This is a genomic window from Lacibacter sp. (genome assembly GCF_057361365.1).
Window position 1 is genome coordinate 138,554 of the sequence record NZ_JBMQSG010000012.1, and the last position, 15,136, is coordinate 153,689.

Annotated in this window: 11 protein-coding genes; 2 read left to right on the forward strand and 9 right to left on the reverse strand. The window is 42.1% G+C overall.

Annotation, left to right across the window (positions count from 1 at the left end):
- Window position 1: 1 nt before the first annotated feature.
- From ACO1QW_RS12940 to ACO1QW_RS12980, 9 genes are all read right to left on the reverse strand, one after another.
- The gene (locus ACO1QW_RS12940) at window positions 2-835 is read right to left on the reverse strand and encodes an SMP-30/gluconolactonase/LRE family protein (RefSeq protein WP_486259151.1); all 834 of its coding nucleotides are present in this window, start codon (window positions 833-835) and stop codon (window positions 2-4) included.
- Between the two features lie 48 nt (window positions 836-883).
- Window positions 884-2,128, reverse strand: coding sequence for an NAD(P)/FAD-dependent oxidoreductase (locus ACO1QW_RS12945; RefSeq protein WP_486259153.1), 1,245 nt, complete (start codon window positions 2,126-2,128; stop codon window positions 884-886).
- A gap of 3 nt (window positions 2,129-2,131) precedes the next feature.
- Window positions 2,132-4,486, reverse strand: a complete 2,355-nt coding sequence (locus tag ACO1QW_RS12950; protein ID WP_486259154.1) for a beta-L-arabinofuranosidase domain-containing protein — start codon at window positions 4,484-4,486, stop codon at window positions 2,132-2,134.
- A gap of 8 nt (window positions 4,487-4,494) precedes the next feature.
- Window positions 4,495-6,465 (reverse strand): glycoside hydrolase family 127 protein, encoded by a 1,971-nt coding sequence (locus ACO1QW_RS12955; protein WP_486259156.1) that lies wholly within the window; start codon window positions 6,463-6,465, stop codon window positions 4,495-4,497.
- Window positions 6,466-6,543: 78 nt separating this feature from the next.
- Window positions 6,544-6,834, reverse strand: coding sequence for a YciI family protein (locus ACO1QW_RS12960; protein ID WP_486259158.1), 291 nt, complete (start codon window positions 6,832-6,834; stop codon window positions 6,544-6,546).
- Window positions 6,835-6,844: 10 nt separating this feature from the next.
- Window positions 6,845-7,930, reverse strand: a complete 1,086-nt coding sequence (locus ACO1QW_RS12965; protein ID WP_486259160.1) for a 4-hydroxyproline epimerase — start codon at window positions 7,928-7,930, stop codon at window positions 6,845-6,847.
- Window position 7,931: 1 nt separating this feature from the next.
- Window positions 7,932-10,241 carry a VPS10 domain-containing protein gene (locus tag ACO1QW_RS12970; RefSeq protein ID WP_486259162.1) on the reverse strand — a complete coding sequence of 770 codons (2,310 nt, stop codon included), beginning with the start codon at window positions 10,239-10,241 and terminating at the stop codon, window positions 7,932-7,934.
- A gap of 26 nt (window positions 10,242-10,267) precedes the next feature.
- Window positions 10,268-11,752 (reverse strand): aldehyde dehydrogenase (NADP(+)), encoded by a 1,485-nt coding sequence (locus tag ACO1QW_RS12975; protein ID WP_486259163.1) that lies wholly within the window; start codon window positions 11,750-11,752, stop codon window positions 10,268-10,270.
- A gap of 17 nt (window positions 11,753-11,769) precedes the next feature.
- Window positions 11,770-12,666 (reverse strand): dihydrodipicolinate synthase family protein, encoded by an 897-nt coding sequence (locus tag ACO1QW_RS12980; protein WP_486259165.1) that lies wholly within the window; start codon window positions 12,664-12,666, stop codon window positions 11,770-11,772.
- Between the two features lie 127 nt (window positions 12,667-12,793).
- On the opposite strand from ACO1QW_RS12980, the gene ACO1QW_RS12985 reads away from it, so the two are divergent.
- Window positions 12,794-13,672, forward strand: coding sequence for an AraC family transcriptional regulator (locus ACO1QW_RS12985; RefSeq protein ID WP_486259167.1), 879 nt, complete (start codon window positions 12,794-12,796; stop codon window positions 13,670-13,672).
- A gap of 127 nt (window positions 13,673-13,799) precedes the next feature.
- Window positions 13,800-15,080 carry a sterol desaturase family protein gene (locus tag ACO1QW_RS12990; protein ID WP_486259169.1) on the forward strand — a complete coding sequence of 427 codons (1,281 nt, stop codon included), beginning with the start codon at window positions 13,800-13,802 and terminating at the stop codon, window positions 15,078-15,080.
- Window positions 15,081-15,136: the final 56 nt, after the last annotated feature.

A 15,136-nucleotide genomic window follows, 5' to 3' on the forward strand; every position in this document is an offset into this window, starting at 1 on the left:
TTTATTTTAGTTCGTAAGCTACCACCGAGTTTTTCCAGAAAGTGGGAATATATACGATGCGTTTCGCAGCATCATAACCAATGTCGGCTGAGTTGATCTTTTGCTCTCTTCCATCGAGCAACACCTGTTTGCTTCCATCTGCATTTACATAATACACTACACCGCTCCAGGTTGATACAAGGTAATCGCTGCCGGTAACATTTTCAATACCATCGGTACCGCCTTCCATTCCTTCCGCAAGTTTGGTAAGCGAACCGTCTTTTTCCATGCGGTACATGGTACCAGCATCAAGTACATACAAACTTCCTTTATGTTTCAATACACCATTTGGTCCTTTTAATTTTGAACTATCAAGCAATACAGCTGCTTTACCATCTTTCACTTCATACACTCTTCTTGCACGTGAATCTGTAACATATACCGTTCCGTTCTCTTCTGCCGAAACATCGTTTAAACCTGCTGCACCTTCTATGGCAATACGTTCAATGATGGTTCCTTTGTCAATATCAATCACCACCAACTCTGTAAGATCAGCAACATATAATTTGTTTTTGTACAGACCCATTCCTTTCGGAGCACTAAGCCCGCTTACCCAATCAACGGCAATGATCTTTCCATCCAACCCAACTTTTCCAACACTTCCTTTTCCATCTTTGCCCCAAGGCTCTTTCCCATCAATATTTGTGATGTACAACACTTTATTTTTCCCGTCGAACAAAACAGATTCAGGCACTTTTAAAATAGCATCCGACTCCCATAATTTTACGAGTTGATGTTGTGCTGTTGCAGATAACAGAATAGTTGTAAACGATAGTAAGAATGCAAGCTTTTTCATGTGTTTTTGCTGTGTTGATGAAGATTGATTTGCAAAACGCACAGCAAATTACGAAAATCGTTCAGGATCGTAAGGCTTTATATCTACGGTTGCTTTTTGTCCGTTTGCAATCTCCGCAACAAGCTTACCTGTACCTGCACCCACACTTAACCCGATCATTGCATGACCGGTTGCAATGATGGCATTTGATTTTATTTTGCCGATATAAGGCAAGCCATCAGCAGAACAAGGCCGGTAACCATACCATATTTTATCGGGTGACGGTACAGGTATTTTAAACTGCGGCACAAAACGTTCAACAGCATTTAATATTCCTTCCACTCTTTTATAACGTGGAGCAGTTTTGGTTGAAGTGATTTCCATCGTTCCACCAAAACGGATCTTGTTTCCATCCATTGGTGTAATGGCAACACGACCTTCCTGCAACACCGCCGGATGGTTAAATGTAAACGGCGAATCTTCTAATGTAACGGAATAACCACGGCCGGGCATTAAAGGCAAATTCAATCCTGCCATTGCTGCAATTTCTCTCGACCAGGAACCGGTTGCGATCACCACCATATCGGCATCGTATGCTTGTGCCGTTGTTTTTACTGCAGTGATTCGCTCTCCGTTTTTTACAAAACCATTTACTTCTGCATGCGGAATTAACTGCACGCCTTTTTGCTGAAGGATGTTGATCAGGCCCTTCATTAATTTTTGCGGATAGAGATGTGCATCGCATTTAAAATACAACGCACCACGTATGTTGAGTTCAACCTGTGGCTCCATGGCCTGCACTTCTTCTTTCGATAACATCACGGCTTCCAGTCCAAGCTTTGCTGCATCTGCTGCTGTATGATGTGCATGTTCTTCGTTTGCTTCCGTTTGAAACATTTCCAGCAAGCCTTTCTTTTCGTACGCAAAATCAAATTCGGGAAGCTTGGCCCATTCTTCGTACAAGTGCTGACTGAACAACGCAATATCACGGAGAGGTATAGCCGATTCTGCCACATGCTTTGCAGTAGCGCTCTTCATGAATTTCAAACCCCATGAAATAAGCGCAGCATTTAATCGAGGCTCTACATAAAACGGACTTCTCGAATTCCACATCCATTTCAAACCCTGCGTTACAATACCGGGTGTCGCCAACGGAACAAAATGACTTGGACACACATAACCTGCATTGCCATACGAACAGTTATCGGAGAAATCATCTTTATCCAACACCGTTACATCCCATCCGCTTTGTTGCAGATAGTAAGCTGAACTTAAACCAATAATACCGCCGCCGATTACAATTGCTTTGCCCATACTTTATTGCTGCTCTTTTATTGTCCGTACACCAAATACACGTCCTGCTGTTTTACCATGATTCGCATCTACCTTCACTGTGATCTTTGTTTTACCGCTGATCATGCTTGCAGGCAGTTTGTATTCCAGATCGTAAAACTTACCCGTCTTGCCGCCTTTCCATTCTACTGTTACAAGCTTCACGCCATCCACTAAAATATCAAACACCCTGTCTTTATCATCACCAATGTACGTAAACAAAAAGGCGTTGTTCACTGCAGGATCAACTTTCATTTCAAACTCAAAGTTATTATTGCTTCTTGCTTCACGCCCCATCCTGTCCATTGCATCACTTACATAAGAACGTTCTGTTGCTTTCAGGTTATGGTCACGCTCGGGTTGCATTTCACCCACACGGAAGTTATCAATGGTTCTGTTTTCAATTTCCTGTACACGCTTTTTCTCTGCTTCATAATCGGCCTGCAGTTTGGCAAATTCATCCGGTGTAAAATAATCCCAATACACACTGTAATACTGATCGTAGGTTTGATAGAAAGGAATCAATTGTACATCAAATGGCTTACCCACGCCTTTCATTTGAAATTGTAAAGAAGAAGCCGGTTGAATCCAATCATTCACATTACGATTTGATGTGAGCAACACAGGCACACCCACAACAGGATCGGGCTTTTCTTTTCCCAACAAACCTGCCAATACCAACGGACCATATTTGAATGCAATACGATTAGGATTGTCGGGCATTGCCTCTGTATAAAGATTCATATCGAGATCAACTGTAACCACATCGCCGTTTTTCCAAACACGGGTGGCCGTTAAATAACCTGTTGCATCTGTTTCTGTTTTTACTGCTACGTTGTTAACCTTTATAACAGCAGCTGCATTACTCCACGATGGTTTACGGATCTTCAATGTAAACGAAGAAGGATTTGCTGCAGTAACAACAAGCTTCACCTGTTTACTTTCAGGAATATAGTTGGTCTGTGTAATGCGGATGTTCTTTTCTTTCCAGTTTAACACAGAAGGAATGAACAGATTTACGTAGAGATTATTCTTTCCATCGTAACTGTAAATCTGCTCTGCGTACTTCGCATGATTTTCGATACCACTGCCAACGCAGCAAGTAAATGTATTGAACTGATCGCTGAACTGTTTCTTTGTTCCCATGCGCAATGGAACAAAATACGTCATCATACCATTCTCCGGATTCTGCGAAGCAAGAATATGGTTGTACAAAGCACGCTCGTAATAATCCATCAACTGTGCCGATGGTTGCCACGCAAACAAATGTCTTGTCAGCTTCAGCATATTGTAGGTGTTGCAGGTTTCGCAGGTATTATCGCTTAACCGTTCGTTGAGCTTTCCTGCTTCACCGCAATACTCATAGTTACTGTTACCACCAATTACATAACTGTGGTTGTGCACCATCGTTTCCCAAAAGAAGGAAGCAATGGTAGCATCACTTTTGTTCCCCGTTAATTCATATTGCCTCGCACTGCCAATGGCTTTCGGTACGTTGGTATTGCTGTGCTTGCCGGGCAAAGGATCGATGCGTTGCGCCAATTTGCCCATTACAAACTCATCGTAAAATTTATACGAGAGATCCAGATATTTTTTGTTGCCGGTTAAGGAATAAATATTCGCCAGCACATCATTCATGCCGCCGTATTCGCAGTTCAGCATTTTTAATCTTGTTGAATCGGGCAAATGATTCACGGTGTTGTAGGTCCAGTCAGCCATGCCTGTTATCAGCTTCAATGCTTTGTTACTGTTGCAATACAAATACGCATCGCATAAACCTGCCATTACTTTATGCACCGTGTACCAGGGACTCCATCCACCATTCAAATCAAAACCCGATGATTTAATTTCTCCCTTTGCTACTTTTCCAAAAATGGAATCTTCTTTTGGTATGGCACCAATATAACCGGTCTTGCGTGCAAGCTGGCAACGTTCCAATTCGTTAACGATATAATCAATGCGTTTTTTAAATTCTGCATTGCCTGTCGATACATACATCATGGAAGCTGCTGACAAATAATGCCCCAATGTATGTCCCGATAATCCATCACTCTCCCATCCGCCATAGATCGAATCTTTCACCGGCAGTCCTGCATTTTTATAAAAGCGGTACAGCAACCTATCTGTACTTAACGATAACAGGTAAGCACTATCCAGCTGCATTGCCTTTGTAAACGGACTTGTCAACAGTTTTACATCAATCAACGGAAATGCAAATGCTTTCACCAGCACAACAGGTTGCACTTTTACTTTTGCATTTTCCTTTTCGGGTATATACGATTGTGCAGCACACAACAGCAGCGACGACAACAACGTAATTGTGCAGACGAATTTCTTCATGTTACTGATCAGTAATTAATTTTTACATCTTTAATGGTAGTTGGCAACCACACCTGCATTTCATTTTTACCACGGTTGGCCCATGTGTAGTAAGGAATGGCGATGATCTTTCGTTTCTCTGTTCGGAGTGATAAACCATCTTCAGCAACAAGCACAACAGGCACTTCTGCCGTTAATGCTTTCACCGGTTCATCCATTATTTTATAATCGATGGTTTCAAACTTTGTATCGGCAGGCAACACAATATTCCACGCTTTGTTATTGTTATCCGCACCTTCAACACAATACACAACCGGTCCACGCTGAATGGCGATGCGGTTATTGTTTTGCTTTAATTCTGCTTTTGCTTCAATGAGTTTGACTTCCATTGGCAGATCCAGTTCAACAACATCACCTTTCTTCCATTCCTGGTTAATAACAAGGTAGCCGTTTTCATAAGTGCCGCTCAACATCTTTCCGTTGATCTTGTAACCGATGGATAATGGTTTGCTATCAGCTTTGGTTATACGATATAAACCATCGGTGTTAAGCTGGTTATACATCCAGTCAGGAATGCGTACGTATAATTTGAACTTCTGCTTTTTTGCTTGCGGATCAACTGCAATCTTCACCTGTCCATCCCATGGATAATTTGTTTCCATCTTCACATCAACTTTTGTTTTCGGCAACTGAATACTTGTATTGCTGCCAACAAACAGATTCACATAAATACCTTCATCACTCTTTGCATAAATATAATCGCCCAGCGATGCGACCATACGTGCAATATTTGCCGGACAACAAGCCGTACCAAACCATTCTCTGCGTTGATGCTGCCCACGTGATGCCAATGGATTACCATAAAAGAAACGATCGCCGGTTAAACTCAAACCATCCAGTGCACCATTGTACAAACTGCGTTCCAGCACATCCATATACATCGCATCACCTGTTAATGCATTCATGCGTTGGTTCCAGAACACCATGCCCACACTTGCACAGGTTTCGCAATACGCCTGCTCATTCGGCAAATCATAATCCTGGCTGAAACCTTCGTTGCTTCCTGCAGAACCAATACCGCCGGTGATGTACATGTTTCGAAACACCACATCCTGCCACACCGTTTTCATTGCACGGATATAATCCACATCACCTGTTTGTGCAGCTACATCAGCAGCACCGGTGTACATATACATTGCACGCACAGCATGACCTGTAATTTGCGTTTGCTCTTTCACCGGCAACACATCCTGCGCATAAGCCGTGTCTTTCCAATCGGTCCACGTATAACCTTTCGCCAAACGTTTACCACGCTCGCTCAATAACCAATCAGCAAGTTTTAAATATTTTTCATTCTTTGTTGTCTTGTACAATTTCACCAATGCTAATTCCAGTTCCTGATGACCGGTTACCCAATGACGTTTACCGGGACCAAACAATGCATCAAAATGATCGGCCCACTTAATACACACATCTAAAAATTTGCGTTTGCCTGTTGCATTGTAATACGCAACAGCTGCTTCAATCATGTGGCCTGCATTGTAATCTTCATGCATGCTCATATCAGTATACCGATCCTGCAAACCTTTCAATGTATACCATGTGTTGAGATAGCCATCGGGTTGTTGTGCAGCAGCGATCTTATCGATCCATTCATCGCATTTCCTTTCCATCTCTGCATTGGGATGCGTCTTTAACGAATACGCCATTGCTTCCAATGCTTTGAACACATCACTGTCATCATAGAAAATTCCTTCATGCTGTTCGCCTTTGTTTCTTGCAACACGTTCAAAATTGCGGAGACGAGGTGTTGCCACTTCTGTTTGATAAATACAGGCAGCTAATGTCTTCGTTGCAACCTTATCGATCTTTGGTTTCCAGAATGCATCCGTTACATTTACCTGCGAAAAATTGACGAACTCAATTTTCTGTAGACTGTTTTGCGCAAGCAGGTTTAACTGCAACAAACAAACAAGCAGAAGAAGAATATTTTTTTTCATGTAACCGGCTGTTGAATAATGATGAATCAATTGTTGCGTCGCACACTTGTACAACATGAATTGTCTGCAACTTATTTCTTACACGTTCACTACTCTGAATGGCTTTACTTCGATCGTTTGCCAAATACCATCTTTAATGTATGGCTCATTTGCATACCAATGATCAAACTCTTCCTTAGTTTCAAACTGAACGATCATGATGGAACCACGCATCTTTCCTTCTTCATCGAGTGTAGCTCCGCCAATCACAAAGTTGTTTTGTTCTTTTAATTTCTTGGCACCTGCTAAATGAAACGGACGAACTTCCATTCTTCTTTCCAATGCACCTTCATCTGTTCCATCCTGTGCTATGATCACATATTGTTGCATAAACCTTTTTTTAAATTACCTGGAACCCATATGCATACGGATCATCCTCCTTATCAATGCTGATGGTATTGTAACCATAGATCTTGGCCCAACCTTCAATACCGGGTTTAATGGCTTTGATACCATTCAACTCCAGTTCTTCTTCTATTGTACCAATAAACTTACTGCCGATAATACTTTCATGAATGAACAGATCGCCTTTTTTCAACTTTCCTTTTGCATACCATTGTGCCATGCGTGCCGAAGTGCCTGTACCGCATGGGCTGCGGTCAATTGCTTTATCACCATAGAACACCGCATTACGTGCAGTAGATGTTGGATCGATCACAGCACCTGTCCACAAAATATGACTGCAGCCATTGATCGTTGCATCCTGCGGATGAACAAATGTATATTTCGCATTGATATTCTTACGCAAATCTCTTGCCCGTGCAATGAGTTTATCAGCAGCGTAATGTTCAAGACCTTTAAAATTTTTCTGCACATCCACAATAGCATAAAAATTCCCGCCATAAGAAACATCAACCACCAATTCTCCTAACTCCGGACAATCAACTGTTAATTCCGTTGAATGCAAGTACGCAGGTACGTTCGTCAACTTCACGCTCGTAACTCTGGGCGAACTGCTGTGGTCTGTGGTCTGTCGTTCATCGTCTGTCTTATATTCAATCATCACCAATCCTGCCGGTGCTTCCATACGAATAACACCCGGCGTTTTCGGAACAATCAATCCTTCTTCAACTGCAATGGTAATGGTGCCGATTGTTCCATGTCCACACATCGGCAAACACCCACTTGTTTCAATAAACAATACCGCTACATCATTCTGCGGATCATGTGGCGGATACAAAATACTTCCACTCATCATATCATGACCACGAGGTTCAAACATCAAGCCTTTGCGAATCCAGTCATACTCTTTTAAAAAGTGTTGACGTTTTTCACTCATGTTGTTTCCTTCCAATGCAGGGCCACCTTCTGCAACCAAACGGACAGGGTTGCCACAAGTGTGTGCATCTACACAATGAAACACCCAGCCGCCAAAACGATTGAGTGAACTATTGGGATATTTTTTAATGATTGGGGTAGTTGTCATTTTACTTCAACGCATTTAAGTCATCCAATACATACACTCCTCTTCCATATGTACCGATCACTAATTTTTTATCTCTCGGATGAATAAACAGATCATTCACCGAAACAGAAGCAGGAATGTTTCCATTGATAGCGATCCATTTCTTACCTCCATCTTTACTTATATACACACCAAAATCTGTTCCGCAGAACAATACGTTGGCATTGTCGGGGTGTTCGGCAATTACATTCGCCGGCGATGGAGGCAGATTAGATGAGATCGTTTTCCATGTTGTTCCATAATCATCACTTACATATACATAAGGCGTGTAATTATCTGCACGACGATCATTCAAAACAAGATATACTCTTGATGGGTTGAACGCCGATGCGACAATTTTAATCACATGTTTATTAAAGGGAAGTCCTTTGGTAATTTCTTTCCAACTGCTACCATCATTTGTTGTTAACCAAACACGACCATCGTCAGTACCTGCATATAATACGCCTGCTTTATTCCCTTCTGCAACTGCAGTGATGGCCTGGTGATAAATGAGATAAGGATAAATGCCGTTGCGTTGTTTGTTATTGTATGATAAGTCAGCGCTGATCATCTTCCAGGTTTCGCCGCCATCTTCTGTTTTGTACAAATGTTGCAAACCATGATAAAGTACTTTGTTGTTGAATTTACTCATTACTGTTGCAGCCAGCCATTCGCCCCGCAATGAATCAATACGACCAACATCAAACTGTTTGAATTGTTTTACGCCCTCTCTTCTTCCTTTGCTCATATCCGTACGCATCAAACGTCCGTAATAAGAAGAGGAATAAACAATATTTCCATTCAAAGGATCAACTGCAATTTGTGTTCCTTCACCACCCGGTGCCATGCGCCACGGACGAAGTGTTGTATCAGCAGCTTTACCAATCGTGTTGCTCACATTACCGCTCATGGTGCCTTCATCCTGCACTGCACCAAAAATGTTAAAAGGTGTTTGCATATCGTATGCAACAGTATAGAATTGTGTAGTAGGAATTTCATCAAAGAAATTTTTCCATTTTACTCCTCCGTTATAAGTAATAGAAACACCACCATCATCACCCATGATCATACGATCGGGATTTTCTTCATCGATCCATAATGCATGATGATCGCCATGTGTCCATTCACTGGTTGTATCCGATGCTTCCCACACTTTCCATGTTTTACCGCCATCTTCACTTATTCCTTTTTCTACACCAAATGCATAGATGCGGTTTTCATTTTTTGGATGTACACGTATTTGTGAGAACACCCAACCATAAGTGCCTGAGAATGGTTTAAAGAAATCATGCACTTCTCCCATCTTCTCCCAACTCTCTCCTTTGTTACTGCTCCGATAAATTGCAGCACCAATCACTACCTTCTGCACTTTACGTTCGTAGCTATCTGTTTCACCGGGATTCGGATCACGCTTTTTATTGTGATCGTCCACAAATGCATACAACACATTGGGATTTGAATGACTTATTGCCAGACCAATACGACCTGTAAGTTTTGTGTTGGGTAAACCGTTTGTGATCTTCTTCCATGTTTTACCGCCATCAGTTGTTTTATACAGATGATCGCCATCTTCAGGCACAGGATCGCTCCATCTTCTGCGAATGCGATTCCACATGCTTGCATACATTGTATTGGGATCAGATGGATCCATCAGCAAATCAATACAACCGCTTTGTTCACTTTCAAACAAAACCTGCTTCCATGTTTTACCTCCATCACTTGTCATGTACACACCACGATCTTTATTATAAGTCCATTCGTTACCACTTGCTGCCACATAAACCACATTTGCATTTTTTGGATGAACAATCACCCTGGCAATAGTGCCCGTGTTCTCCAAACCAATATGGGTAAAGCTTTTTCCTGCATCGGTTGTTTTATACATACCAATGCCCGGCAACGATGCACGGAAAATATTGGCTTCACCTGTTCCTACATACAATGTATTGGGATCAGAAGGCGCCACGGCAATATTGCCGATGGATTGTGTTGCTTCCTGATCAAAGATGGGTTGCCAGGTTGTACCTGCATCTGCTGTTTTCCATAAACCACCTGTTGCAAAAGCTGCATAAATAATATTGGGATTGCCTGTTATGCCTGCCACATCTGTACTGCGGCCGCTGCGGTTATCGGGCCCTGTCAATCGCCATTGCAGATTTTTGTATGGTGATTGTTGCAATAACAATTGTTGTTGTTTAAATGCAGCGATCTTTTGTGCCCCGGTTGTGCTTTTGTTTGGCTGAGCTGCCACTGCAAGTGGCAGCATCAGCAATAAACAGATTTTTCTCATTTTGAGTTTTGCTTTTTACGATTGCTTTATACTTTAGAAGCTGATGGAATATTATTGACTGTACGAATAATTCCCAACGGGTTTTCATTTTTCAATTCATCGGGTAACAATGTATTACTCCAGTTTTGAAAAGCGATGGGCCTTGCAAAGCGCTTGATGCCATCGGCACCCACACTTGTAAACCGACTATCGGTTGTTGCAGGGAATGGGCCACCATGCTGCATACTCAAACAAACTTCTACTCCGGTGGGCACACTGTTGAGAATAAAACGGCCGCAGATATTTTTCACTGCTTCTACCAGTTCATCATTTCCCAGCATATCATTTTCAGTTGCCATCAGTGTGGCGGTCAACTGTCCTTCGAGATGCAATGCTACCTGCAACATTTCATCGTTGTTTCCACACCTGATAATAAGTGAATATGGTCCGAATACTTCCTGGTGCAATACTGGATTCTCTAAAAAGGTTTCTGCACTAACGGTAGCAATGGTTGCTAATCCTTCATTTTCCTGAACATCTGTTTCTGATTCAGCAACGAGATGAACTTCCTCCTGCATCAATGCCAGTTCTTTCTTTTCTGCATAAGCTTTTGCAATACCGGCGTGTAACATAGTTGCTGGCTGCACCTTCTGTATTGCTTTACCAAGGTCATGTGTAAAGGTTTTCAGTTCCTCGCTCTCAATTGCAATGATCAAACCTGGATTTGTGCAGAACTGTCCAACACCAAGCGTGATGGAGCCTGCATACATTGTTGCAATATCCGTAGCAGATGCTTTTAATTTCTCCGGCAATAAAAACACAGGATTCACACTACCCATTTCTGCAAACACAGGAATAGGTTCTTTACGTTCGTTGGCCCAATCGAATAATTGTTTACCTGCACCATAAGAACCCGTAAAGCCAACTGCTTTTGTATGCGGATGCTGGATCAACGCCTTTCCAACTTCTATACTTTTTCCATACACATGTTGAAACACGCCCTTTGGCAAGTTGAGATGAGCAACTGCTTTGTGAATTGCGTCTGCAACGATCTCCGAAGTATGCTCATGTGCAGGATGTGCTTTTACAATCACGGGACAACCGGCTGCCAATGCACAAGCCGTATCGCCACCGGCAGTTGAATATGCAAAAGGAAAATTACTTGCACCATATACAACTACAGGACCAAGTGGCACCAACATCTTTCGGATATCGGGCTTAGGCGGAACCTTATCGGGAACAGCTGTATCAATTCTTGCTTCCAGCCAATCACCACGTTCGCATGCATCGGCATAACTGTTCAATTGAAAAATAGTGCGGCCACGTTCGCCACGCAATCTTGCTTCAGGCAAATTAGTTTCACGCATGGCCACTTCAATTAAATGATCGCCACAGCTTTCCAATTCTTTTGCAATTGCACGCATTAATGCGGCTCTTTCTTTTAAACTTTTTTTGCGGTACGCATGAAAAGCACTCCATGCTTCCTGCATACATGCATCAATTTCCTGCACTGACGTATCAGAATAACTCATTGTTCGTTTTTATTAGTTTACAAAACAGGTCGTGCAGCGATACCATCGTTAATGATCTTCAAAATACGAGTTCGCTCACTACCCTGTAAAGTTAAACGAGGACCACGAACATATTCACTTCCGATTCCCGTTTGTGTAGCAGCCAGTTTAATATACTGGACCAGCTTCGGATGAATATCGAGTTCGAGCAAAGGCATGAACCAACGATAGATCTTTGCAGCTTCTGCAATTTTGCCTTCTTTCACCAAATTATAAATTGTAACTGTTTCTTTCGGGAATGCACAAACCAAACCTGCAACCCAGCCATCGGCACCGAGACATAATTCTTCTACAGCCAGCGTATCTACACCGCAAAGAATTTTTAAACGTCCGTTAAAACGATTAATGAGACGTGTTACATTGGTTACATCCCTGGTACTTTCTTTTACTGCAGTGATATTGCTGCACTCGATCAGTTCTTCAAACATATCGAGCGTAACATCAATTTTATAATCAACCGGGTTGTTGTAGATCATGATGGGCAAGTCAGTTGACTTTGCAATGGCTTTAAAATACTCCACTGTTTCCCTGTCATCACTTTTGTAACGCATCGGTGGTAACAACATTAAACCTGCTGCACCCCATGCTTTTGCGTTCGCTGCCTGCTTCACCGCATCTTTGGTTGTACTCTCTGCAATATTCATGATCACCGGAATTCTTCCGTTGAGAAATTTAATAGCATGCTTGATGAGCTGCTCCTTTTCTGCAGCAGTGATGGTACTTGCTTCACCCAACGAACCACCAATGATCACTCCATGTACACCGGCATCGAGTTGCGCTTGTAAGTTTTTTTCAAACATCAAAAGATCGATTTCCTCGTTAGCAGTAAACGGTGTAAGCAAAGCGGGGAACACCCCTTTCCATTCAAATGACATAGTATAAAATTTTAACCGAAAGTAAACGATGCGGCAAACAAATAAAAAGCCGTTCTTAGCGAATACTTAACCGATATTAACCGAATTTGCTCGTACTTTTACAATTAAGGCTAATATTTGCTAAACAATGAAGATCGTACAGTTTACCATACCCGTTGCAGGTGATAGTTCAATGGTGGTACAGGAAGATGTGCTGCCACATTTTTATATTCACCTGCATCGTCATGCAGAAATGCAGCTTACATGGATAAAGGAAGGAACAGGAACATTGATAGCAGGTAACTATATGCAACCATTTAAATCGGGTGATGTGTATTTACTTGGGGCGAATCAACCGCATGTATTTAAAAGTGATCCTGTTTATTTTGATAAGCGTAAAAAGAAAAACACCCATGCTTTGTCAATATTCTTTCACCCGGAAAAATTAGGCGATACGTTACTGGCTTTACCTGAAACCAGATCCATCCGTCGGTTGATCGATCAAAGCCAATCAGGCTTACAAATACATCCTTCATCGACACAAAAGATCATCGCTTGTATGCAACAGGTGCAGCAAACAAAACAGGGATTTCAACTGGCAGCATTTATTCAACTGCTGCAAAGCATCAGCAATACAAAAAACAACCGGGTGCTTGCTTCGGCTTCTGCAGGTTATACTATTTCTGATACAGAAGGTTTACGCATCAACGATGTGTACCGTTACACCATGGAACATTATACTGAACATATCAGTCTTGAACAGATCGCTGCAGTTGCACATTTAACCGTGCAGGCCTTTTGTCGCTACTTCAAAAAACATACACGCAAAACCTATGTGCAGTTTTTAAATGAGATCCGTATTAACGAAGCCTGCAAAAAAATGACCGGCACAGACGCATTAAGTATTTCTTCTGCAGCTTATGAATGTGGTTTCAGCAGTGCCGTGTGTTTTAACCGGGTGTTTAAACAGATAACCGGCGTACCGCCTTCCCGCTATCTTTCCGATTACCGGCAGCAGGTAAACTGATATACAGCCCGTAACTGCGAGGAACGAAGCAGTCTATGCATAAGATTGCTTCGCAGGCTCGCAATGACGACCATTTTGAAAGATTGGTTTATTACGATTACTTATCTTTAGAGAAGATTGTTTGCACATGGAAACCTACGGTAAAATTTTACTCATTGCCATGCCGGCTTTTTTATTGCTGGTACTCGGCGAAACATTGTATGGAGCGTGGAAGGGAAAACAAACCGTCCGCAATATGGATATGATCTCCAGCCTCAGCAGCGGTGTCACCAATGTTACAAAAGATGTATTGGGCTTAAGTATTGCCATCATCAGTTATGGATGGTTGGTTGATAAGCTCGCCATTGTACATGTACAAAATAATATTCTCGTTTACATCATCGCATTCATGGCGCTCGACTTTGCAGGTTACTGGGTGCATCGTTTAGATCATGAGTATAATTTTTTGTGGAACGCACATATCATTCATCACAGCAGCGAAGATTTTAATTTAGCCTGCGCATTGCGGCAAAGCATTTCGGTTGTATTCCGCATCTTCGCTATTTTCTTATTGCCTGCAGCTTTGCTTGGTGTACCACCAATAGTTGTTGCTGTGATTGCGCCACTACATTTATTTGCACAGTTCTGGTACCATACACAACACATCAACAAGATGGGATTTTTGGAGAAAATCATTGTTACGCCTTCGCATCATCGGGTGCATCATGCCATCAATCCTGAATATTTAGATAAGAACTATGGGCAGATCTTTATCTTCTGGGATAAATGGTTTGGCACTTTCCAGGAAGAGTTGGCCGATAAACCACCGGTTTACGGCATTACTCGTCCCGTGCAAACATGGAACCCTATCAAAATAAATTTCATGCATTTGTGGTTGATGATAAAAGATGCGTGGCACACAAAAAACTGGAACGATAAATTCCGCATATGGGTGATGCCGACAGGTTGGCGGCCAGCTGATGTTGCTGAAAAATATCCGGTGCATAAGATCAACGATGTGTACCACATGGAAAAATATGATACCAAAGCATCAACCGGTTTGCATGTGTGGAGTTGGGTGCAGATAACAATGGTGCTGTTATTCATCAGTTACCTGTTTGGCAGTATTGCTTCCATCAATGCATTGAACGCTTACTACATTTATATCTATGGCTTATTTGTTTTTCTTACCATCTATGCTTACACCGAACTGATGGATCGTAATAAATATGCCATTGTGTGGGAAGTACTCAAAAACAGCCTGGGCATTGCTATTCTGTTACAAACCGGCGATTGGTTTGGCGCAGCCTCTCTAAGCTTTGTTATTAAATATATTGTTGCAGCATACTTTCTACTTTCTACAATCATCACACTTTGGTTCGTGATGAAGCATGCAAAGGAAGATGCACAGGTAGTGGCGATGGCGTGATATCGTTGAATACTTATACTAACCATTCATCCTGCATTAAATCCTTTCATCGTTCA